Origin of the sequence: Flavicella sp., from assembly GCF_037132785.1 — a bacterium.
GTDB lineage: Bacteria > Bacteroidota > Bacteroidia > Flavobacteriales > Flavobacteriaceae > Flavicella.
The window spans coordinates 1-23,271 of sequence record NZ_JBAHZZ010000103.1 but is presented as its reverse complement, the minus strand read 5'-3'; the positions used below and the strand labels follow the sequence as shown (position 1 = coordinate 23,271).

26 protein-coding genes and 1 pseudogene are annotated in these 23,271 nt (G+C 32.4%); 21 read left to right on the top strand and 6 right to left on the bottom strand.

What is annotated here, in order from left to right:
- Window positions 1-195: 195 nt before the first annotated feature.
- Window positions 196-621 (top strand): hypothetical protein, encoded by a 426-nt coding sequence (locus V5787_RS07075; RefSeq protein ID WP_336892556.1) that lies wholly within the window; start codon window positions 196-198, stop codon window positions 619-621.
- Between the two features lie 94 nt (window positions 622-715).
- On the opposite strand, the gene V5787_RS07070 is transcribed toward V5787_RS07075, so the two are convergent.
- The 4 genes from V5787_RS07070 to V5787_RS07055 all read right to left on the bottom strand — a co-directional run bounded on the left by V5787_RS07070 (window position 716) and on the right by V5787_RS07055 (window position 2,865).
- Window positions 716-1,381: an N-6 DNA methylase gene (locus tag V5787_RS07070; protein WP_336892555.1), complete on the bottom strand. Its 666-nt coding sequence runs from the start codon at window positions 1,379-1,381 to the stop codon at window positions 716-718.
- Between the two features lie 86 nt (window positions 1,382-1,467).
- Window positions 1,468-1,917, bottom strand: coding sequence for a JAB domain-containing protein (locus V5787_RS07065; RefSeq protein WP_336892554.1), 450 nt, complete (start codon window positions 1,915-1,917; stop codon window positions 1,468-1,470).
- A gap of 226 nt (window positions 1,918-2,143) precedes the next feature.
- Window positions 2,144-2,374: a hypothetical protein gene (locus V5787_RS07060; RefSeq protein ID WP_336892553.1), complete on the bottom strand. Its 231-nt coding sequence runs from the start codon at window positions 2,372-2,374 to the stop codon at window positions 2,144-2,146.
- Window positions 2,375-2,442: 68 nt separating this feature from the next.
- The gene (locus V5787_RS07055; protein ID WP_336892552.1) at window positions 2,443-2,865 is read right to left on the bottom strand and encodes a hypothetical protein; all 423 of its coding nucleotides are present in this window, start codon (window positions 2,863-2,865) and stop codon (window positions 2,443-2,445) included.
- Between the two features lie 421 nt (window positions 2,866-3,286).
- On the opposite strand from V5787_RS07055, the gene V5787_RS07050 reads away from it, so the two are divergent.
- The 12 genes from V5787_RS07050 (at window position 3,287) to V5787_RS06995 (ending at window position 14,740) form a co-directional block, all read left to right on the top strand.
- Window positions 3,287-3,586: a hypothetical protein gene (locus V5787_RS07050; protein ID WP_336892551.1), complete on the top strand. Its 300-nt coding sequence runs from the start codon at window positions 3,287-3,289 to the stop codon at window positions 3,584-3,586.
- Entirely contained in the window at window positions 3,583-4,953 is a 1,371-nt protein-coding gene (locus tag V5787_RS07045; protein WP_336892550.1) for a hypothetical protein, read from the top strand. The genes V5787_RS07050 and V5787_RS07045 overlap by 4 nt, the downstream gene beginning before the upstream one ends.
- Window positions 4,954-4,958: 5 nt before the next feature.
- Window positions 4,959-5,894: a DUF6712 family protein gene (locus tag V5787_RS07040; protein WP_336892549.1), complete on the top strand. Its 936-nt coding sequence runs from the start codon at window positions 4,959-4,961 to the stop codon at window positions 5,892-5,894.
- Window positions 5,895-5,931: 37 nt separating this feature from the next.
- Window positions 5,932-6,237 carry a hypothetical protein gene (locus tag V5787_RS07035; protein ID WP_336892548.1) on the top strand — a complete coding sequence of 102 codons (306 nt, stop codon included), beginning with the start codon at window positions 5,932-5,934 and terminating at the stop codon, window positions 6,235-6,237.
- 1 nt (window position 6,238) lies between these two features.
- Window positions 6,239-7,156 (top strand): hypothetical protein, encoded by a 918-nt coding sequence (locus tag V5787_RS07030; RefSeq protein WP_336892547.1) that lies wholly within the window; start codon window positions 6,239-6,241, stop codon window positions 7,154-7,156.
- Entirely contained in the window at window positions 7,140-7,595 is a 456-nt protein-coding gene (locus V5787_RS07025) for a hypothetical protein (protein WP_336892546.1), read from the top strand. Before V5787_RS07030 ends, V5787_RS07025 begins: the two co-directional genes overlap by 17 nt.
- A 31-nt stretch (window positions 7,596-7,626) precedes the next feature.
- Window positions 7,627-7,803, top strand: coding sequence for a hypothetical protein (locus V5787_RS07020; RefSeq protein WP_336892545.1), 177 nt, complete (start codon window positions 7,627-7,629; stop codon window positions 7,801-7,803).
- The gene (locus V5787_RS07015) at window positions 7,800-8,174 is read left to right on the top strand and encodes a hypothetical protein (protein ID WP_336892544.1); all 375 of its coding nucleotides are present in this window, start codon (window positions 7,800-7,802) and stop codon (window positions 8,172-8,174) included. Before V5787_RS07020 ends, V5787_RS07015 begins: the two co-directional genes overlap by 4 nt.
- Before the next feature lie 45 nt (window positions 8,175-8,219).
- Entirely contained in the window at window positions 8,220-8,408 is a 189-nt protein-coding gene (locus V5787_RS07010) for a hypothetical protein (protein ID WP_336892543.1), read from the top strand.
- Window positions 8,409-8,536: 128 nt separating this feature from the next.
- Entirely contained in the window at window positions 8,537-11,902 is a 3,366-nt protein-coding gene (locus tag V5787_RS07005; protein WP_336892542.1) for a phage tail tape measure protein, read from the top strand.
- A gap of 2 nt (window positions 11,903-11,904) precedes the next feature.
- A complete protein-coding gene (locus V5787_RS07000; RefSeq protein ID WP_336892541.1) occupies window positions 11,905-12,966 on the top strand; it encodes a hypothetical protein in 1,062 nt (353 codons plus the stop codon).
- The gene (locus tag V5787_RS06995; RefSeq protein WP_336892540.1) at window positions 12,938-14,740 is read left to right on the top strand and encodes a hypothetical protein; all 1,803 of its coding nucleotides are present in this window, start codon (window positions 12,938-12,940) and stop codon (window positions 14,738-14,740) included. The genes V5787_RS07000 and V5787_RS06995 overlap by 29 nt, the downstream gene beginning before the upstream one ends.
- Window positions 14,741-14,746: 6 nt before the next feature.
- Here V5787_RS06995 and V5787_RS06990 read toward each other — a convergent pair whose 3' ends face one another.
- Window positions 14,747-15,880: a site-specific integrase gene (locus V5787_RS06990; RefSeq protein WP_336892539.1), complete on the bottom strand. Its 1,134-nt coding sequence runs from the start codon at window positions 15,878-15,880 to the stop codon at window positions 14,747-14,749.
- 368 nt (window positions 15,881-16,248) lie between these two features.
- Here V5787_RS06990 and V5787_RS06985 point away from each other — a divergent pair, with 368 nt between their 5' ends.
- The gene (locus V5787_RS06985) at window positions 16,249-17,532 is read left to right on the top strand and encodes a phage integrase SAM-like domain-containing protein (protein ID WP_336892538.1); all 1,284 of its coding nucleotides are present in this window, start codon (window positions 16,249-16,251) and stop codon (window positions 17,530-17,532) included.
- 54 nt (window positions 17,533-17,586) lie between these two features.
- Here V5787_RS06985 and V5787_RS06980 read toward each other — a convergent pair.
- A pseudogene (locus V5787_RS06980) lies at window positions 17,587-17,712 on the bottom strand (IS1595 family transposase); the annotation flags it as partial.
- 92 nt (window positions 17,713-17,804) lie between these two features.
- Between V5787_RS06980 and V5787_RS06975 the strand changes: the two are divergent.
- The 7 genes from V5787_RS06975 to V5787_RS06945 all read left to right on the top strand — a co-directional run bounded on the left by V5787_RS06975 (window position 17,805) and on the right by V5787_RS06945 (window position 23,072).
- Window positions 17,805-18,974, top strand: coding sequence for a hypothetical protein (locus tag V5787_RS06975; RefSeq protein WP_336892537.1), 1,170 nt, complete (start codon window positions 17,805-17,807; stop codon window positions 18,972-18,974).
- A 71-nt stretch (window positions 18,975-19,045) separates the two neighbouring features.
- Window positions 19,046-19,330 carry a DNA-binding protein gene (locus V5787_RS06970; protein ID WP_336892536.1) on the top strand — a complete coding sequence of 95 codons (285 nt, stop codon included), beginning with the start codon at window positions 19,046-19,048 and terminating at the stop codon, window positions 19,328-19,330.
- Between the two features lie 4 nt (window positions 19,331-19,334).
- On the top strand, window positions 19,335-19,724 hold the full coding sequence (locus V5787_RS06965; RefSeq protein WP_336892535.1) for a hypothetical protein: 390 nt from the start codon (window positions 19,335-19,337) through the stop codon (window positions 19,722-19,724).
- Between the two features lie 131 nt (window positions 19,725-19,855).
- Window positions 19,856-21,019, top strand: a complete 1,164-nt coding sequence (locus tag V5787_RS06960; RefSeq protein ID WP_336892534.1) for a hypothetical protein — start codon at window positions 19,856-19,858, stop codon at window positions 21,017-21,019.
- A gap of 49 nt (window positions 21,020-21,068) precedes the next feature.
- A complete protein-coding gene (locus V5787_RS06955) occupies window positions 21,069-21,656 on the top strand; it encodes a hypothetical protein (protein ID WP_336892533.1) in 588 nt (195 codons plus the stop codon).
- Window positions 21,657-21,853: 197 nt separating this feature from the next.
- Complete coding sequence (locus V5787_RS06950) at window positions 21,854-22,126, top strand: hypothetical protein (protein ID WP_336892532.1); 273 nt, start codon at window positions 21,854-21,856, stop codon at window positions 22,124-22,126.
- Between the two features lie 271 nt (window positions 22,127-22,397).
- Window positions 22,398-23,072, top strand: a complete 675-nt coding sequence (locus V5787_RS06945) for a hypothetical protein (protein WP_336892531.1) — start codon at window positions 22,398-22,400, stop codon at window positions 23,070-23,072.
- Window positions 23,073-23,271 lie beyond the last annotated feature (199 nt).

Below are 23,271 nucleotides of genomic sequence, written 5' to 3'. Positions count from 1 at the left end.
GTTTTTTTATGCGAACGCATTTTGTGCGATAAATTTTTAATACATTTGCTATGCAACAGGAATATATTTAACATTGAAATTTAAAAATGAATTTAACAATCTCCCACATAAGAGAAACTTCGGTTTCTATTTCTACATTTTTCAATGTATGTTCTCTGTTGCAAGCTTATGTGGGTAGTTTAAACCTATTCTATTATGCAACAGAGAACAGAGGAGCACTTGCTTCAAAAAAACAAGAAAGCCTTATTAAGATTATCCGTTAAGTTTCTGGGAGGTGAAACGGTGAATTTTTCAAATAAAAGCTTAAAAGAGGTAGTCAAGGAATGTTTGCAATATCCCTATGTCAACAATAATCCATTAGTAATAGTGTCTCCAGAGATGAAGTTGTATTTTGATACTCCTTTGTTATTGGATTGGTTAAGAGATAATGTAATTTATGAGGATCTTATTTTTGCTTTAAAAACAGACGGTTTGTTTCGTAATTTAGCAACTGTTTATCAGGATAAAGAAGAAATAGATCCTGGCCAGCTTTGGCTTAAAAAAGGGAAATACTGCTTTTTAGTAGATGATGATCAAACTATAATTTTGGATTACACGGAAGATCGGTTTAAAGAAATTTAATAAAAAGCTATTCAGTTAAAGCCCAGTAGGGCGTAAAATCCCGAAAAACGGAACATAAGTACCGTTTTTCGGGATTTTTTTTAGGGAAAAGACGTTAAAAGACCTGTTTAACAGGTCTTTTAAGCAGTATAAGCGGCGTTTTGTGTTTATGAAACTCGTAATTTATAGAATACGAAACCCGTGGCGGCTTATTGCTTAGGGAATTCATATGATGTACCTCTCCTCTGATGTCATGAAAGCACATATTTATAGCAGTCATTTTGCAACAAATAGCATCTAAATCTTGCGCGATATAATAATTTCCTTCGGTTTGGTTGTTGGCTGATAATATCAATCTGCCACTTCCGCTACAAGGGTCATTTATTCTTTTCCCCCATTCGTTAGCACCTAAAACAAATTGCGACATTAAATCGCAAATACATTGCGGTGTAAAAAACTGACCAAATCCGCTTTTTTTTGTGTTGCTTGCTAGTACTTCGTAATACGTGCCTAGTGGGTCGGTCCAAAATTCGTCCTTTCTGGCTTTGTCGTAAATAATAAGTAACTCGGCTAATAGTTTAGCAAACACATTTAATTCTTTTTTAGTGTAGCCTTTTATGGTTTCAAAATATAGTTCTTCTTCGGTTTGCCTAGCAAATACACAAATAACAATCGTTAAAAAGTCATCAAATAAACGGCTTAAATCGTATTTATAACCAAAGGAAGAAAAAAGCGAGTTAAAACGTTTTAACTCGTTTGGAGTGTCTCTTGTTTTTAGCATACTGTTTTGCTCAGTTGTTTTAACAGTTGTTTTTTTTCCTCTCGTGTAGCACAAGAAAAAATTTGTTCGTGTAGGTTTTCCATAATTTATAAGATTGTAGAGTCTGCGAAACTGAAGTAGTTTTCTTTAGTAATTATTAAATGATCTAATAAGTTTAGATTTAGGACTTTTGCACCTTGTTTGATGGTGTTGGTGATTGTTTTGTCCGCTTCGCTTGGCTGTAGGTTTCCGCTTGGGTGGTTGTGTAAGATGATAAAACCTGTACCGTGTGCTTTTAAAATTGTTTGAAATATCAAACGGACATCTACAACGGTTCCCGCAAGTCCACCCTCGGATATTTTTTTAATTCCTAAAATTTCATTTGCATTGTTTAGAATCATCAAAAAGAACGATTCTTTATATTCTATGGAGTTTTTAAACACCTCCTTTGATACTTCAAAAGTATCTATAGAATTTGTGATTCGGGTTCTGTCTGCTTTTATGGTGTTGCTATTGTAAGAAATTTCAATTTCTTTAATGGTAAAAAGATTTCGCATGATTTTAAGATTGAATTGTATTTGTTTTATTTTTTGCACTTTCCAAAGTATCGAAATAGCCAACTAAAAGGGAGATTTGATATAAGCAATACAACTGTTTGTTGTTCATAGCCAAGCCATCAAAGCAAATTTTAAAATTTCCTTTGGTTGCGATTGGGTTGTTAAAATCAAACATTTGAGTACCTTTTAGTGTTGCTTCTTCGTTTAGGTCTCATGACATACATCGTTAAAAAATGTAGTCTTGTAAGTCGCTGGTGTTGGTGCTTTGATCGTCTGCTATAAATAAGGTGGCAATTTCAAAGGCTTTATTAAATGCGTTTTTTTTTAACTCCTTAAAATAGTTGTAATCTGGGTAATTAAAGATTTTTAAAAATCCCTTTTCGTGAAGTATTCTTTTTACTTGTTCGGACAAAATAAAAGATTTATTTTTGTCACTCTTAATCGTTGTAAGTGTCATAAACTTTCGGTTTAGAAAAAAACGCTCCCACTCTCGACAATTGGGAGCGTTTCAGTTGATAATAGTTGTTAGATTATAAAATCCTCAACTTGTTTTTTCGTATTGCTTAGAATACCGTTTAGGGTGTTTTCAAGGAGTTTTAGGGTTTCGTCCATTATTTTAGTGTTTGATACTTCAAACTTGAACCCTTCCGAGTTTTCTAAATAAATTTTTTCCTGAGTTCCATCGCTCGAAATCTTGAATTTGTCTAGTTCGTCTTTTTTTTCTTTTAAATGCTCAAATTTGGTTGTTAGAATTTTGAAGTTTTCAGCGTTTTTTATTCGCTCTTCAGCCGTTGGCGCAAAGTTTTGAATCATTTTGTGCAACTCTTTTTTTTCTTCCTTTGTCGCCATCATTAAAACGGTTGGGTTTTTGTCTGCTCTGGGCGTTTTTGTAGGTTGGTTGTTTTTTTTCGTAATTGTACTTTTTTCGTTTTTAGTTACTGTTTTCATAAAATGTAATTTACTGATTAATAGTACTTAAAGGTACAAAAAAGTAAACAAAAAAACGACCAAACAAGAAAATTATTCCTGTGTCAATCGTAATTTGTAATAATTATAAATAGGTTAAAAAACACTTTTGATTAGCAGGAAAAAGACTGTTTATAAAATAAAAAAAACATAAGTTACTTACAATCAATAGATAAGCCTTTGTGTAAAAAGGTGTTCTATTGGTTGTAAGACAACTCTCCCCGTCACGCTGGTTTCTGTTTTTGCACGTGCAAAGGCTTGTTTTTTTAGATATATGATTGCTCTTTTGGGCAGGCGCAACCCACTACAAAGTCCATTCTTGCTAGAGAATGAACCAATTCTTTCATGTCTGAAAGAATACTATATGTGTATGTATACTTGTACAGCTTTAATACAGTATATAATGAATGAAAGTAAACCAATAAAGAAACGTGATGCGCTTCGATGTATGAGAGAGTTATCCGAAGTAAATATTCCTTTTGCCTTAGGTTTCTTCAGGTGTAGTACTACTATGAATAGTTCTGAGGGGGGATATAAGGTGGTTCGTAAAGCTATACTAAGGCGTGGTTATAGAGACAACCAAAGCAATAAGTCGGATGTGTTGATTGCTTATATAGATTATGATGATAGAGCCACTGATAAGAACAGACATTTTTATTATCCTTTATTGATGATGTTTAACGGTCAAAAAGTAATTCCATGAATATAAGTTATCATAATAACTCAGCAGTTGTTGAGTCTGATCAAATGGTCTTTTCTTACGAGGTATCTGAAACGCCAAGAGACTTTGCAAATTACAAATCAGGCGATGAGTCGTTGGATTGGGTTAGTAAAGATTATCATATTGGTGACTGGCGTATTCATTCTTATGGAGATAATAATGATCTACCTAAAGAGATACAAAAAGTAGTTCAGTCGAATTCAGATGCTCCTGGGTCGTTCAAGAGAAAGACGCAGTTGTTGTGGGGTAAAGGGCCTAAGCTTTATAAAGAAAAGTTTGAGAATAACCAATTAATTAGAGAATGGGTTGATGACGAAGAGGTTCAGACATGGTTAGATAAGTGGGACTATGAAGATTATTTAGTGCGCTGTAATGTTGATAATTCGCATGTTGAAGGGGCGTTTACTAAATTTTATCGAAAAGCAAAGAGAGTTCCTCAAGGGGTACGGTATTATATATCAAAGCTTGAGCATTCGGGAATTGATCGTACACGATTGGCATCTGAGTGTGATAAAGAGTTAGTGAAGCCTACGCACGCTGTGGTTACGGATTTTTCGTTTGAACACTTGAATGCGTTGACGGATATGAAGGTTTATGAGTTATTCAATTTCAAAAATCCGTTTAAGTCAAAAACAAGTTTGATGTATTCAAACATGTTTAGCTTTTGTGCTGATTATTATGCCGTTCCAGATATTTATGGATCCTTGGAATGGTTAAGGAGATCTAATGCGGTTCCTATGATATTAAAGGCTTTGTCTAAGCATTCCATAAATCCAACTTTTCATATTGTTTCGCCACAAGCCTTTTGGAATCAAAAAGAAGAAGATCTTAAAGATAATTGTGAAGCGAGAGGTGTGGTTTATTCGAGTAAAATGTTACAGGATTATGAGAGTGAGTTGCTGAAAGGAATTTCACGGGTTTTATCGTCAGAGAAGAATACAGGTAAATTTTGGCACTCTAAAAAGACGCTAGAAATAGATGGCACTAATTTGTTAGAACATGGTTGGGAGATAAAAAAAATAGACAGTAGTGTCCGTGATTTTATCAAAGGACAAATTGATATTTCTGATCATTCTTCAAAAAAAATAGCAACCTCTATTGGTTTGCATTCCGCTATTGGGGGTTCGGGCGAAACAACTAAGGTAAATAGCGGAGGAGAGCAACATTACGCTATGGAAAACTATTTAAAAACGCAAAACGATATTCCAGAAATGATTGTGTGTAAACCCATAAATATGGCTTTGAAAGTTAATTTTCCTGAGAAGAATTTAAAGATTGGGTTTTATCATGTTGAAGTAAAGCGTTTGGAGGATACAACTCCTTCAGAAAGACCAGGAAACGAAAAATAAAAATTATGGAGTTATTATTTAATGAGACAATTGATATAAAAGAAATTTATTTAAGCTTTTTAGATGTTGATATTGATTTTAATAAATTAAAACCAAAGTTGATAACAGCAAGCAATGATGTTATTGGTTTGATTGGTAAAGAGATGTATGCCTTGGCTTTGGTTGAATTTAAAAAAGAAGCAGCTGAAGAAAAGAATTTAGATATTATTTTTAATATAGCAAATCCAATTGCAATTCAGGCTTATCGTAAATACGCACCTCATAATGATCTTAGCCACACAACAAAAGGCCGTTTAAATAGGGTTGAGGATAATGAAAAATCACCATTTCAATGGATGATTGAAAATGATAATAATGCCCTAGAAAGAAGTTATTACGAGGCATTGGATGATTTGATAAAGTATTTAGACAGTTCGATTGTCTCCTGGAAAGAAACAAGCGCTTACAAAGCTACTCATGGTTTGTTTTTGAATTCACCTTGCGACTTTGATACGTATTTTCCGATTGGAAATTCAAGACTCTTGTTTTTAAAATTAGCTCCAGGAATACGACGCGCTGAGACAAGAGAAATTAAATCAAGGCTAGGATCTGAATTGTATACCTCTTTAAAAGAGCCAGCAAACGGGAATGAAGCTTTGCTTGATAAGGTAAGGGAAGCATGTGTTTATAGTGCTTTAGCTTGGTCAATGCGTCGTTTGTCTGTGCAATTATTTCCTGAAGGGGTCTTACAGGGATTTTCGTCCGAAAGAATGACACAAAAAGCAACCAAAGCTCCAGAGAATAATGAGGCCTTTGCGGTGGCTCGTTATTTTGAGTCAGATGCGAAAGATGCCTTTTTAGAACTAGAAGTCATGGTTACTGAAATGAATAAAAAAGAGGATGAGCAAATTGCTCCTATTGTTTTTAAAGCCGATAGTAATGATGGTTTTATAAGTATATAGCAACCTAATATTAGAACTGAAAAACACTAAAATAAACATGAAAAAGATTATCAATCAAATTGTTCTTTATTTTAAGAGCTGGAGAAGAAAAAGAACTCTTAATGATATTAATAAAAATTTAAAGCAGGCTGTAAAAAACAAGCAAAACAAACGTTTGTTGTTGCGTTATGAGATTACGAAACTTATTCACAAATACGCAAAGCTGGATAAGGATAATAAGTCAAAATTTATTCCATTGGATTTGGCTACAATAGCAGAAATTAAATTTCAAGTTGATCTCCAGTTTGGATCTGAAATGAAAAGACATAATGTGGTTCTGAATAATAAATTACAAGTGATCTGAGATGCATATAGTTGAAATTCCTGAAGCTGACATAAAAGTTTATTTTCCTGAGCATTTAGGAGAATGTTCAAAGGAGCAATATATAAATATGTGCCGTTTATTGTTTAAGAACATGACTGATGAGATTAGTTATGAAGAATTGAAGACGCATGCTGTATATTATTTAATGAATATGAAACGTGTTGATGGAGGTGTCATAGAAATTGAGAATAAAAAATTAGAAAACGTATTGCTTTTGTCAGAATTAGCTGAAGGTTTTTTTGAGAAGGTGCCGGAAGAGAATCAAAAAAAAATAAAATTATATTTTATAAATAATCCCATTTATAAAATAACAGCGTTTAGGGATTATTACGGTCCTAGTGATGAGTTTAATAATGTAAAATTTGGTGAGTACGTTGACGCTTTAGGCTATTATGCCGATTTTAACCAAACCAAAGAACTGCATTATTTAAAAATGTTGACGGCTACTTTTTATCGAGAAAAAAAACCGTTTTACAAACGATTTGGAAAGTCATATATGACAGATTCTCGAATAAATTATAGTTCTGAAAGAAGTTCTATGATTTGCTATAAATTAAGATTCCTGAACGTGGGAGTGTTTTATGGCTTTTATTTGCTTTTTGCTTCGTTTCAGAAATATTTAACAACGGCAAAATTATATGTACAAGGAGTTGAAATAGACGTGTCTGTTTTGTATAAAGATTTTGGATTGGGCAGTAATTTTAAAAGCAGTTTGCCAGGGATAGGCATTCGTTCTATTCAGTATACTTTAGCGGAAAGCGGAATATTTGGTTCTTTGGAAGATTTAAGACAAATCCCGCTTTGGGAAGTTTTTATACGTCTTTATGATATTCGTAAAAGAGATCTTGATGCCTATGAACAATTAAAATCAAACCCAACCAATGTTGCTAATAACTGATTACAGAGATTATATTGACTCAATAGCAGAAAGAATACCGCAATTTCAGCTTCAAAAAGTAGTGATGGATGATAGTCAAATAACTAAATTTGTAGGTGAATGTAAGTCTAATGATAAATATATATTGTTTGGTATAATTCCCAAGCACAAACCTGTAGGTGATTTATCAACTTTAAAAAGTGCGGATTATTTTTCTATTTTGATACTTAATAAAGTGGATAGGTCTAAAATGACTCATGATGATTTTTTGGAGAAATTAGAGCAAAGTCAATTAGTAACTAAGAAAGTATTTGATTTGCTCTTGTCTGATCATGTAGATCAAAAGACATGTTCAATTCTTAAAGATTTGGATTTTGGTTCGATAGATATTAACCCGATTTGGAAATTAGCAGGTTGCGATGGTTATCAGATAGATTTAAAAATTGATACTTTCGTCTAATAGTCGTATATTTGTTTACTAAAATAAGGTTATGGACGCGCAGGAAATTGAAAAACTATTTAGAGAAGAAGTTGCAAAAAAGGATTTTAAAAAGAGATCTGGTTTAGATAAACAGAAAGTTTATAATTATAGGCACAGGACTACTAAATTAGCTACTATGCTACAGGTGTTGTTTAATTTAGACGCTATATCAATTCGTGAAAAATGAATTTAAGAGAGGAAAGAAATCAAACAGGCTTGGCAATTGCCTCTGGTAAATTTGTTAAGCACGTGCTGGTTACTACGGCAAAAGAAATTGATAAAGACATAGTTAAGCGCATGTCTAGTTTTGATTCGTCTTTTTGGGCTTTCCGCAGCTTTGACGTTACCGATAATGAAATAATATACACTACTTTAAAGCAGCATAGATTTGTGGATATGAAAACAAGACAAAATGAAGGTGGTGTAAGTAATAAAAAGAGACATTCTATTCACAACAAGCCTATCTATGAGCATTTAAACAATTTAGCAAGAGAGTTGATGTATGGGTTTACTGATGCTGTTAAATCGAAATTTTATAATGTAGAGGATACATTGTAAATTAATATGCCTGTGATTAAGCACGCGATTTAATTTAAAGAACGAATGGAGAAAAACAACGAATTAACCGAAAAGTTGTACCAAAAAAACGTAAGAGAATCAATAAATGAACTAGATGATTTATTATCCTTGTACTTAGATTTAGACATAGCAGGCGATAACGAGGATCGGCGGAATAAGCTTAGAGCTGTCTCGTTTTTAAAAAATTCGTTATGTGGTAAAATGGAAAAATAGTATTCCTATTTGTCGTATAAATAAAAGCATAAACTCCCCCTTCTTTGGGGAGTGGTTTTGATTGGTTTTTTTGTTTCATGTCTTAAAAAAAAACTTCATTTGTAGTAATCTTGGTCAAATTTCTGTTTATGGCTAAGTTAATTTCTGACGAGAAAATTCGGTTGAGTATCGTCATCAACGGCAATTCTGCACAAAAGGAATTGTTGGACCTGGAGAAATCCACTCGTTCGTTAACGAAATCAAATAATGAACTAAAAACTGCCCGGGAAAAACTGAAAGCTGCTGGTAAACAGGAAACAGAGGGGTATAAGGTTCTAAACGCAGAAATTAAAAAGAATAACGAAACTCTTTCTATCAATAAAGTACGTATGTCGGCTTTGCAAAAAGAAATCGGCGTGACTGGTTTAACGATGAGTCAGTTAGAGAAAAAAGCTAAATTACTTCGTATGCAACTTAAGCATACTATTCCTGGTTCAGCGGCAAATATAAGATACACTAAGGATTTACAGGAAATTTCTGCGAGACTAGGAAAATTACAGAGCAAGGCTAAAGGAGCTCGTCTTTCTTTAAGTTCTCTGGCCAATGGCTTTAATAAGTACGCTGCCTTGGGAGCGTCTGTTATTGCTACGATGACAGGAGTTGTGTTAGGGCTTCAAAGCATGATAGATTACAACGGGAAGTTGTCAGATGCTCAGTCTGATGTGCAAAAAACAACTGGAATGACTAAGGTAGAAGTTGATGAATTAACGAAGTCGTTTGGAATGTTAGCTACAAGAACCTCTCGAATTGATTTGTTGAAAGTTGCTGAAGAGGGAGGTAGAATTGGAATTTTAAAAAAAGATATTCAAGATTTTGTTACCGTAATGAATAAGGCAACTGTTGCCTTGGGCGACAGTTTTGTCGGCGGCGTTAGTGAGGTAGCAGCTAAGTTGGGTAAGTTGAAACTCCTGTTTAAAGAAACTAAGAATCTTAGAGTTGATAAGGCTTATGAAAGTATCGGGTCTGCTATAAATGAGTTAGGAGCTAATGGGGTTGCTACCGAGGCTAATATAGCAAACTTTGCTACTAGGGTTGGAGCTTTGCCGGACGCACTAAAACCCACAATTTCTGATGCTTTAAGCTTAGGTGCTGCTTTCGAAGAAAGTGGTGTGCTGGCAGAAATTTCAGGTAGGGCGTATTCAATTTTTTTAGGTGCAGCCGCTACTGGTGCAGATGATTTTGCAAAGGTGATGGGAATATCTACTACGGAGGTGGAACATTTAATTAATACAGATCCTACAGAGTTCTTTTTAACTTTTGCTGAAGGGTTAAAAGGAATGAATGGAACTGAGACGGCTAAGACTTTAGCGGAGTTAAAGTTAAACGCGGATGGTGTTAAAAAAATTATTGGTGCAGCGGGAAATAACGTAGAGAGGTTTAGAGAGTTGATGGATCTGTCAAATGTTTCGATGCGAGAAGCTAGTTCCTTAACGAATGAGTATAATATAAAAAACAATAATTTAGCGGCCTCTTTGGAAAAACTCCAAAAGAAAATTTACGGTGCCTTTTCTTCGCAAGCTGTAGTTAAGGGTTTAACAAGCATGATACAGCTCGTAACGGGTTTAATTTCTCCAACCAAAAAACTATCTGAAAATATTGAAGGACAGCGGATCAATTTATTTTTGTTAGAGTCGATAATAAAAGATGTAAATACTTCTTCCGAAGCCCGTCTTACAATTATTAGGAATTTAAAAAAAGAGTATCCAACTCTGCTGAGTACTATTGACGCTGAGAAGGTTTCAAACGAAGAATTAACAGTAGCTTTAAGAAAGGTTAATGATCAGCTTATTAATAAGATTATTCTTCAAAAAAAAGATGAAGGTATTGATGAGCATAATAAAATTGTTGCAGAAAAAAAAACAGCTTTTATAAATCAAGAAATTAAGGTTAGGAGTTTGTTGGGTGAACAGATGGAGAAGTACGGTATTGTGTTGAAGGACAATGTTAGTTTAATGGAACAATCCGCTGATTTGTTAAAACAGGCAGGTCCTCAGCAGGGCGGAAGGCTTGTAAATTCTACGGTCGAATTTAATCATCAGTTACTTCTTTTAAGAAAGACGCAGGAGAAGTTAAATCACGTTAATGATATTGGTAATGTGTTGTTGGAAAAAAGAAATGAGCTCAAGGTTAGGTTAGGTGTGGTTGATTCCGTTAAGCCCGATGTTCCTCCTTCTCCAGACCCTCTTTATAAAGAAGGAGACACGAAATTGATAGGAGGAGTTGAATGTGTTTTTAAAAATAGGAGTTGGGTTTTAGTAGAACCGAAAGTTGTAACTCCTTCAGAGGATTTGTCTCCAGAAGATCAGGCAATTATTTCTTCCAAATTAAAATTAAAAGAATTTTTAGAGGCTTTTGAGGCTGATGAGGCGTTGCGAAAAGAGTTGCTGAAGTTTAATGAAGATCAGCGAGAAAAAGAGGAAGAACTTATGCGGATTGAGAGAAAGTTTGAACAGATGGCAGAGGAAGCAGGGTTTGAAACTACACTAGCAGCTGGTCTTGAAGAGGCCAAACAATTTGAATTAGATGAAATTAGATCAAAATGGGATGAAAAGGAATTAGATGATAAAGCCGCAAAGGATTTAAAATACGCAAAGCTTGATAAAAAATCGATGGCCGCTCAGTTAAAAGCTGACCAAGAATTAGAAGCGGCAAAAGAGAATTTACTTTATTCTGGAGTAGATTTATTGGGAGCTGTTTTTGGGCAGAAAACAGCTATTTATAAATTGATGTTTGGTATAGAAAAAGCGATGGCTATTAATGAGGTTATTGTTGGCGCTGCTAAGGCGTTAGGTATTATTAGTGCCTCAACATCTGCTGCGAATGCTCAAGCGTTATTGCTCGGTCCTTTCTTAGCTCCTGCTGCAATTATCACAAATACCGCTGTAGGTGCTAAGCAGGCATTAACAACAAAGATAACTGCAGGTGTGCAGTTGGCGCAAATAGCAGCTGCAACTATTCAAGGGTTTGAAGGGGGTATGTATGATGTGGTAAGAGCACAGGATGGCAAAGACTTTTCTGCGGTGTATGGAGGTGAAACCAAAACAGGAATGGTATATGAGCCAACCGTGTTTTCAACTCCCAGAGGTGATTTCTTGGCAGGTGAAAAAGGACCCAACGAGCCTGAGTTGATTATTGATGGTGCGGCTTATAAAGAAATATCACCAGAGGTAAAACAATCTCTTCATCGAGAAATCTCTAGAGTAAAAGGGTTTGAAACTGGTTACTACGCTTCTGTTGTTGGTTCTAAAATTTCGGAAAATATTTCAGAGACTTCATCTTCAGACGTATCTTATAATGCGTCTTTACTGATAGCGTTAAACAGGAATACCGCTGTTTTAGAAAAATTAGATAAAGACGGGGTGATCGCTTATTTAAGTAATGATTTGAAAACAGGAAAGCAAATGAAAAAAACAATAGATAGTTATGTGTCTTTAATCTCAAGAAATAAATTATAAATATGGTTCAGTTTCCTTACAACACTAAAGATTTTGCTTTTACGTTAGGTAGTGAGTATTTACAATTCTCTACCGATGCAGAGGGTACTTATTTTTCTGTGGAATTACAAATATCCTATTTTGATTTTTATGAAAGTAGTTTAAAAACTAAGATTTTAAATTACAAAATACCTTTGTTTCAAAAATATCAAAAATTTAATATAAGTGAAATTATTCATCGCTATATGAGTAGGATTGATGATTATTCTAATTTTGTTCCTGGCTTTCAATATAAAACAGTAACAGTTACTATTATTTGTAATGAGCTGGGGCAGATTGATGGAGAGTTGATTGATACAGTAATTTTAGAGGGCGTAAAGTTTATAGCAGGCAATAAACCATATCTTTTTGAAAACAATACAGCTCTGTTAGAGCGAAATTATCACCCTTGTAGAGTAACTTCAGAAGGGGTAGTTAATGTGTCATTTTTGTTACCTGAAGGCAGTTATCTGTTGTTGGTTTATAAAAATAACGTATTGCAGAAAAGCATTGAAGTCGTTGCTGATGACAAGAACAATGTGTATACGATCATGGTTGATGTAGCTAATTTTAACGGAGAACAAGGAGATTGTTTTAAGGTTAAAATTTCTGAGACAAATATTTTTTATGAAATTTTAGTATTTCCTTCAACTTTGTATTCAACCCAGTTGTATTTTGAAAATGAATATAATCTATTGTCTGCTTTTCAATGTACGGGCGGTTATTATATTGATGAGGAATACACGCGACTTAAGCAGAAATACAGGGAAGATTTTCAGGAAGTTTTAAAAATCGTAGACACTACTAAGGAGGTTGCTTTAACGATAAATACCGGACATGTTTTAAAAACAGATACGATAAGTTTAGATAGTTTGATCTTGAATAAGCGAGCTTGGCTTGTTGTTTCTGATACTGTTTATTTGTGTTTAGTTCCTTTGTCTAAAAAAATAAGAACTTTAGATTCCGGAGAAGAACTCTTCCAGTTCGATTTATTATTTCATATAAACAACCCAACTGATGCACAAAATAGTACATACAGATTTTGAATTAGATTTAAGCACCTGCGAAATAGAGATAGTAGAAGATAATTATTGGTTTTCAGATCAGTTTTTTACTAAATATTCATTTCCGTTTACTATTCATCTTGAAGGGGATTTGCTGAAAGCATTCAATTATTTATTAGAAGACAATAATACAACTAAAAATTATTTTTTTGAGGTAACATATGTTTTCGAAAACGTCTTAGAGGCCGCTAAATTTGAAATTATTTCATTTGAGGGCCTGTCTGTAGAGTTTGTGTTGCGCTACGGTTTTGATGAGTTTCCGAACTGGGAAAAGGAGCTAACGGATTTTCCTTTGGAGCAAAAAATAGTAGAGTCAATAATAACCGATGCAGAAAATATAATTGACAAAACTTGGCCAGACGTGAATTATAACTTTCCGCAAATCCATACAGACAATTACCCCGATACTGAGCTTACTTGGGAGACTTTTGAAGGCACTATCAATAATTATAAAGAAGGAGCATTTCTGACAAATTTCACGTCGTCAGGCGTTCGGTATAATAAAAATATAATTCAACCATTTCCTTATTTACTACATGTCTTAACCGTTGGTTTTTCTGATGCGGGTTATGTTTTGAAAGGAGATTTTATTGAGCATCCAGAAGTAAAGAAATTGCTTGTGTATAAGGATGCGGAGTGGTTTAAATTAAATTTGTATGAGCAGACTGTTCTTATCCAAGACTCTGATTTGGATTCGATTTATGGCGTCTGGGAAGGTGAAAAACATATACCTCTCGCTAATGGCAAGAAATATAGAATTACAGGCACCGTGACCCTGGAAATAGGCGTAGAGGGTACTGCCTCGATATTTCATATAAGTAACGATTCTATGTTTGGGAATGTTGTTTATTATTTTTATAGACGCTTGTTCTCAGATAATGGCTATTTGCCAGGAGATGTTGTAACGGAAGAAATTGATTTTACTTTTACCCCTGATAATATAGGGTTTTTAGGGGTGAAAGTTTATTATGTAGGGGCAAAATCAGACATTCCTTGTGATTTAGTCGTTACTGAGGTTGTTGATGATGTGGTTTTAGATGTTGATTTTAAAAATGAAATAGATCTTTCTCAGGTAGTTCCTGATATTACATTCGGAGATCTTATCACTACTTTGAAAAAGCTAATGAACATATCTTTAGAGGTATCGGGTACTGTGGTTTATATGAATTTTATTACAAATTCTTTGAAAGAAGAAGTTGCTTTTAATTTAACAGAATACGAGGTTGTTTATCCTTACAAAGAGCCTTCTAATTTAGGCGTGTTGCTTTTTAGAAAAGTTGATTCTGAAACAAAAGAATATTTGTTTTTCAACTATAAAGGAGTGTCTAATACAGACTTGTCAGATGACAATACCGAGGAGATAGAATTAGACGTTGTTTCTTTAGTTCACCTTCAGAGAGGTGGTGTTAATAGCTCATACGACAGCGAGAGTAGTAGTTCTTTAACGACTATATTTTTAATGTATAGCGGTCTGAACGATAACGGGATTAATGCCACGGAAGCGACTTCTTTTTTTGCATTGAGCAATCTTTTTGCTGAATTTTATTTTTCGTGGCTCACTATTCGTGTGAGCGGTCTTTTTTATTCCTGGTCTTTTTTGATTAATTCTGAAAATTTAAAAAATTTAAAAAAGAAAATTTTCGCTTACGGAAAATACCATATTGTAAAAAGTCAATCGAGAACCCTGTTAAAAGAAGGTTTACATCAGGTAGAAATAGAGACAGTTGCCATTGAAGATCCTATTAGATTGAATTAACGAATATTAAAATAAATCATCTAATAGATGAATGTCTTCATTTGCCTCTGCTGATACTATGTGAACGTAAACCATTGTCATTGAAATAGTGGAGTGTCCGAGTAACATTTGTAGTTTTTCAATTCGCCCTCCTACTCTTAAATAGTTAGTAGCAAAAGTGTGTCGTGCAACATGAAATGATACTTTTTTAGTTATTCCTAGAGATTTCATTATTTTTTTGAGCTCACGGTTTATAAATTCGTTGGTGTATTTTGTGACAAAAAGATCCTCGCAGTTCTCAATCACTTCTTTCGCTCTTTTATTTAAAGAGATCGTTTGTGACTTTTGTGTTTTTTGACTTAAAAATTGTAAGAAGTCATCATCAAAATCAGATCTGACTATATGCATCACATCGGAAAATCGTAATCCAGTCATTGACGAGAATAAAAAATAACCAAGAATCAATTTATGCGTAGGTATGATAAATTGAGAATTAAAAAATTCAAATAATTTTTTTACTTCTGCTGGTTTTAAAGAGGTTCTGTTTCCGAGTGTAGAGCCTGTTATGATATCGTCTATGCTTATAGGAATTTTGATACCGTCCTTTATTGCCAGTCTTAAAAACTTTTTTATAGATTTTAAATTAGAATTAATAGTCGTATCTAAGTTTCCTTTCTTTTTTAAGTGGAGTTTGTAGTTTGTGAAAAAAGAACTTGTAAGGTCGTTGAAAAATATCTCTTCGTTGTATCCTTTTAGGTTGCTTAGATTTGACACGAGTTTTCTATATGTGCCAGGTTTTAGAAATTCTTTTTCCTCTTTTAGTTTATGTCCAAAGTAGCTACAGAAGTTTACCCGAGGCAATCCATCTATTAATTCTTTTTTTAATATAGAAGGCGAGATGATTTGATCAGATAATCTGTATACGGTTTTGACGTTAGTTATTTTGGCTTCAATATTATCTAAAATCAAATTCAGATCCCTGATATAATTAAAGTTGTCGGTGTTTTTTGTTTTCAGACGCTGTTTTTTGTCGTTCCATAAACGCTTGTCTACCTCTAAGTCAAGGTTAAGACGTTCTCTTTTTGATCCTCCGGTAATATGTAAATATACTGGGACCACTTTTTTGTTATTGTCTTTTCTTAATACAAATCTTGTTTTCATTGACACGTATATTTTAGTTGTGTCAATCCTCGTGTCAAAAATTAAGTCATTGGAGATCATTTTATTTAATGGTATAAAAGGTTAATAAACAAAAAAGGCTAATACACAGTCTTTTAACTATGTATTAGCACGAATTATTTGTTGGTTAACTTTACCATTGTGACCTCGACTGAACTACGATTGGTGAAAAGTGCAATACTCTAAAATCTTACTGTTCGTTTGGTTAATGCCTGTAAATGTAATGATTGTAAGGTTTTGTAAATGTATTGTTTATTGATGTAGTTTGCAATAATTTTAAACAATTTGCATTTAACCGTACAATTACTGTACATAAATATTATATTTGTATTACTAATAACATTTATAATATGGCATCAGTTAATTATTTATTTCGTTCAACAAAAGACAAATCAAGTTTAATATTACGTTTGTTATTTAGGCATAATGGTATTGACTATGTTTATGGCAGTAAAACGCAAGTAGAGGTTTCAAAACAATATTGGAGCAAGCAACATAAAAAGAAGTCTAAAAATATTGATGTTGCTAATAAACAAACAGAAATAAATGCTGAATTAAACAAAATTGAAAACCAGATTATAAACTCTTTTAATTCTGCTAATCCTGATGAGGTAAACAAAGACTGGTTGCAAACTCAAATTGATTTGTATTACAATCCTATAAAAGAAACCGAAGATCTACCCACAGAGCTGTTAAAGTACTTTGAATACTTTACAGAGAGTAAGAAAAACGAAATAACAAAGGGGACTTTAAAAAAGTATAATGTATCAAAACATCTATTACAGCGGTTTCAATTAGAGCAAAGAAGAATATTTCAAATAATTGATGTGAATGATAAATTTAGAATAAGTTTTGAAAACTATTGTTTGAAAAACAGCTATGCACAAAATACTATTTCAAAAGATCTAAGAACTATTAAAACAGTATGTAATCATGCTAAGTATAATGGGTTAAAGACCAGTCACCAGTTAGATAAAATAAAAACACCTCGGCAGAAGACAGAGAAGATATATTTATCATTTGATGATTTAGATAAAATAGATAAAATAGATAAAAGGCGTTTGAATGATAATTATGACAATGCAAAAGATTGGTTAATTATTAGTTGTTATACAGGGCAGAGAGTATCTGATTTTATGCGTTTCACAAAAGAAATGATAAGGTATGAAAATAATAAGGAAGGGGTTTTAAAGCCTTTGATTGAGTTTACACAAGTTAAGACAGGTAAGATAATGACAGTTGCTTTACATCCTAAAGTAATTGAGATATTAGAGAAAAGAAGCGGAGATTTTCCAAAGGTGATTTCAGACCCTAAATATAATTTATACATAAAACAAGTTTGCAGAATTGCCAAACTAACTGAAAAGATTAAAGGCAGTAAAACAAGTGAACTTATTGTGGATAAGGAAAGTAAAAATGCGGTAAAACAATACCGTAAAGAAGCTGGATTGTTTCCTAAATGGGAATTGACAACTAGCCATATTGGGAGGCGTAGTTTTGCAACAAACTTTTATGGTAAAATACCAACTACTTATTTAATCAATGTAACAGGGCATAGCACAGAGGCTTTATTCTTAAGTTACATAGGTAAAAGCAACAAAGATTTAGCTCTTGAAATAACTAACTATTTTTAAATGAAAAATAAAGTTAATTTTTAGGGTTCATTTCATACATAAAATAATACTGAGTTATACGCCTAATGTCTGTTTTATATTTTTTTGATATTTAGGTTTTTGTAGTACCATTCTAAGAATTGTTTTATGAAAAATGGATTCTTTGTATTGTGACCTATTAATTCTAAAACAAAATTCATCATTTGGCAGTTCTTTTATAAAACTCAGTATATTTTGACCTTGAAAAACATCCATATCTGTTATATTTAATGACAATAAGATACAGAAACTAAATGACTAACTCAGAAATAATATTTAAAATGATTGATAAATTCATAAAACAACTAAACGAAGACAACAGTAATATTGACGAGGTTTACGATACGTTACTAAAAGAGTACAATCCCGATAACGTAGATTCTACAGAAGTTACTTTTGTAGACCATTTTGAATATGATAATATTAGTAGTGATAACAGCCAAAAAGGGAGTGCCATCAGCTATTATTTAGGGCGTAAACGGAATAAAGTAGAATGGTTTGATTTAGATTACTTAAATCATTATGTTAAGCATAAAAGATTTGGATTTCAGAATATTAAAACATTTAAAGAGAATGAGGATAAAGAAGAGTATAGCAATACCCATGATAGACTGTACGAATTAAAGCGATTGTTTTTTTACATCTATAAAAGATTAGAGGGAGGTAAAAGAGAAGAGTTTATAGATGATTCTATTGGTCAGCTAAAAAAAGCAATAAACAAACAAACTATTCATAAATATATTAGAATAATACAAAGCACTATTGATGGTATAGAAAAGGAACTGGAGATGGATAAATTTATTTCCAAATATAAATTCGACTTTTGGTTTAGTTATAAAAATGAATGCAAAAGTATTCCTTCCAACGAGGGTAAAATTCAATACTGGAATCTATTAAAAAAAGAATACAAAAAAGAGAGATTAGAGTTCGATTCATTGGATTTTGCTAGAGTTACTTTTAATATGGAATTAATGAAGCCTAAAGATATATTTGGTATTTCGTTTGTTGGTTTTTGTGAGAAGGAAATTAAATCAATTAAGATTGATATTGAACACGACACCCTAGTAGTTAAAAAACCTCAGCAATCAGAAAACACAAAGACTGATACTTATGAGGTTAAAAAGAAATTACATAATCGAATTTTCAAAGGTAACACGTTTAAGGTATGGGAGATATACCGAATTAATAAGAATATTACAGCTAGCAGTAAAACAGATTTAACTGTGGTCTTTCAGTTAATGATGGAAGATAACTATTTTCAAGATACAATTGAGTTAAAACATTTTATCGTATGGATTAATAAAGAGTACTTTGATGGTGTGATAACAGAAATAAAAAAGCTGAGTTTGGATTCAAGACCAAACATCCAAAGAAAAAACGATTATACTCAATACAAGAACAACCTTAAGATAACCTTGGAATAGGTCAAAACGTACAGCTTCAAAGGTCAACTTCAAATCAATATTTGCCTATTAATAATTAAAAAAATAGGTAAATGACAAATTCAATTTTATTACAAAATGTAACTCCTGAGGGTTTAACTCAATTAATCAAAGAAGGCGTTAAAAGTCAACTAGAGGACTTTAAAAATGAACTAAACAATCAGACTTCAAAAGATGATTTGATGAGTAGAGGACAAGTTTTGGAACTTCTACAAATCAACTCCAGCACTTTGTGGCATTGGCAAAACAGTCAAAAAATTATTGTATACAAGCTCGCTAATAAGAATTATTACAAGCGAAGTGAGATTTTAGAGAGTTTAAAACCTTTAAAAAAATAAGGTTATGAATGTAGACAACAAACATAACCCTATAACACCGCACGCAAACGGAATAGGTAAAGATAAGTATTTGAACTTACAGTACATTAAAAATCAAATTGAAAAAGGAACTGGATTGTCTCTTAAAGAACTAAAAAATAGTTACTCTGAAGAGTATTTGTTTTATGTATCTCTAAAGTATATTACAACAACGAAAAAAGCTCTTTGTACAGTTTTGGAAATACCTATTGAAGCTGGGTGTAGATACAAAAGAACACTTGAAAAAAACGGCTATCTAGTACAGTCAATTGATGAGGTTGTTTGTCCGTTCACGAGATGTATGGCACACTTGTTAACCACCAATCCAAAGGAGTTTGAAAAGTTAACTAATTCTAACCAATTAAAACTCTTTTAGTGATGAGGGTATACAAGCCAATAATCTTGTATTTGCCCGATCTGTTAGTTAAAGAATTACATAGTTATTTAAGTAAGCACTCGCCTATCTTCAAATTTGAAATAACTTATTTCTATTATGTAATTCATTACTTGATTTTAAAGCAAATACAATACAAAAAGAAAGAATACTTTTCGTTAAATAATGAATTTATAAAGAGTGTAACTGTTAGTAATATAGAGAGATACATTAAAACACTAAAGAATGGTGAATTTATAATAAGCGATAATCTTTACAAACCAGGAGTTAAGTCTTTAGGTTATAAGATTAATCCAGTATTTGTAAAAGACTTCTGCCAAATAAAATTAGTGAAAGAATCTAAATTGAGTAAAAGTCTGATAAAGCAACGTTATAAAAGTAAGTCACACATCAATAGGCTAGAGCCTTATTTAAAGGCAATGTACGATGAACTTATGAAAGTTGAGTTAGATTATCAAAGTGCAATTAAATGGACAGAAATCAACGCAAATGACAATCAGAAATTACCTTATTTGACAGCGATTAATCATATTGAAGATAAAAGGTTTAGGTACTTCAAAAGAAACAGAACCAACAGAAGGCTAGACACAAATCTAACCAACTTAAAAAGTGATTTAAAGCAATTTATTATTGGTGATTATGTAAGTATCGATTTAAAGAACTCACAACCTTTTCTATTAGGAGTATTGATAGATAGTATTATAAACAATAGGGATACCTTATGTTGTTATTTAAATGAAGTGAACCTCGTCAAAGCCTTTGGTGTTAAAAGGATTAACCAAGTTTTATTAATTCACCAAAACAACGAAAAACCTTTAATGGCGGAATTTAGAAACTACTTTAATTCAGCTTTGGAAGGAGCATTGTACGATGACCTTGTTCAACCTTTTGGAGTTGTAAGAGATACAGTAAAGGACATAGTGATTAAAGTTTTGTTTTCTCGAAACGAATGCTATAAAGGGTATAAAAAATTTGTGCCTTACGAAGATGATAAAAAGATATTTGCAAGTGTTTTTCCCTTTGTTTACGAGGTGATAAAAGCTTTAAAAGTAAAAGACCATAGAACGCTACCAATCTACTTGCAAAGTCTTGAGAGTTACTTATTTATAGACTGCATTGCAAAGAAATTAGTTGATAATGGAATTGTACCATTTACTATTCATGATTCTGTTATTGTAAAAACTAAAGACCGAGTCAAAACTATTGAAATTATGAATGATGTTTTTGTAAAAGAAATTGGAGTAATTCCATCATACGAGATTAAAAAACTTAAATAATACAAATTAATGTTTCCTAAGGATTTAGGTTTCAAATCAAAACTACAATATGCCAAAACAATATTCTTTTCCTACTTTATACGATGATGTTCTTAAATTAAAGATTACTAAACTCAAAGAATGGAGGTATTTAGATAAGGGAAATATTCAAAATGGTGATGTACACTGGACTAGTAGAGGTGGCAGTAAATCTACTATCTCAATAAAAGTGAATACAGTTAGCTCAGAGCCTTATGTACATTTAAACTATAAAGCAAATGGAGAACCTAAAAACTACAAAGTACTTTTGGTTTCTGTACCTTCTAATTTAGGCAAGGGTGTTGTGTGGTATTTTCTTTGTCCTCAAACAATGAAGCGGTGTAGAAACTTGTATTTAGTGGGTGGTTTGTTTCTACATCGTGAAGCCTTCAAAGGTGTTATGTATGAAAGTCAAACGTATAGTAAGTCGTTCAGGCTATTAGGGAAATCAATGGGAGCGTATTTTAAGACAGATAAAATCTATGAGGAGCTTTATAGTAAGCACTTTAAGAAAACGTACAAAGGGAAACTAACAAAAAGATATTTGAAGCTGCTCAAACAAATTGAGGGGATAGAAACTATCGACCCGAAGGAAATAGATAAATTCTTCCTTAAATAGATAATATCAAATTTCGACATTGTTCTTTTGAGAAAAATGACATTCTGTGTCGTATGAATCTTTAAATTAAAGGTTGATTAGTTTGGGTTTCTAAAATAAAGAGTTAGTTTTACGACAGTTGCTATTTTATAGGAGACAAGACCACGTTTAGCAAAAGCTAAAAGGTGTAATAATTAAATAGTCATTAAAAAAAAATTATGGATGAGTCAGTAGAGAATTTATTAATGTATGAGTCAGGTAAATTAAACACAACTGTGATTTGGTTACTGTTTTTATTCTTCGGATGGAGCTATGGGTCTATGGATAAAGTGGGAACTCAAATCTTATTTTATATTACCTTTGGTGGGGCTGGAATATGGGCAATAGTTAGGTTGTTTACTCTAAATGGTGCAATCAAAGATTACAATCGTAAAAAAGGAATTTTAGCTAATCTATCTAATAAGCAAATGATAGCTTTGGGGTTAGTCTAAAACTAATCTTATATTATTCACTTAATAAGATACTATACTGACAGGAAAGATAAATAGTCTTTACTTTAATCTGTCATTAATTATTTTTGTAATACATTTAACTTACTATTCATGGCAATAGTAACTTTCATAGCAAAAAAAAGAGGCACGACTATTTAGTTATGCCTCTTTTGAATTTTACACACATTTCTATACAAAAGTATTACAAAATTATTTTAACTTGTTTCAATCTGCAAGAATAAACTTCCTTGTTTTTGAGAAAACTCAAGATATGGCAAAACGAAAAACAGGAATTGAATGGCTTCTTGTCCCTAGAAATAATAGTATAAACCATATTTTAAAATATAAAGACAAGGTATTAATTGACTTTTATAATAAATTTACAAAGAACCATATTGATGCTAATCATAAAGCAGTTCTATGGGCTTACTATAACTATCTATTAAATGACATCCCTAATAAGACAAAGAACATTTATGAGCTAAACAAATCACTTTCTAGCATTTATTTCGCAATGTCTAATTACAGAATAAAACATGAAAAAACTATAGACACAAGGTTAAAACAATTAGCCATTGATAGCGAATTAAAAAGCATATTTCCACTCGAGTCTTATAAAATGGAGGTAGTAGTCATTACAAAAAACAATTGTTGTTCTTATTGCGACTCGTTTAAAAATAATGCATTCAATTATGAATACGCAATGAATAACGAAATTGTTGATGTTTCAAAGTGTCAGAATAAAATAAGGGGGTTTGTAGGAACTTTAGGCTATAGACCCAAAAGAGACAGCAATGGTCATTTAATAGAGGTTGATGATTTTATATCAAGCAATTCGACAATTAAAAAGAAATCATCTTTAAAGAAACTAAGTGTAGGTTGTCTTTATGTTTTTTTATTTATTATGGCAATAAACACTATTATTATAATTTACCACATGATATAAGCGTAAATAACGTCTTCCTTAATATTAACAATGAGAGAATTAAAGCCTTAAAATGCCTTTATAGAAATATTTGAATTATAGTAATAACATTAGGAAAAACAAGCAGCCGTACAGAAATCGTACAATCTAAAGCATAAAAAAACCACAACTACTTGTTTACAAGTGTGTTGCGGTATTTTATAGTGACCTCGACTGGATT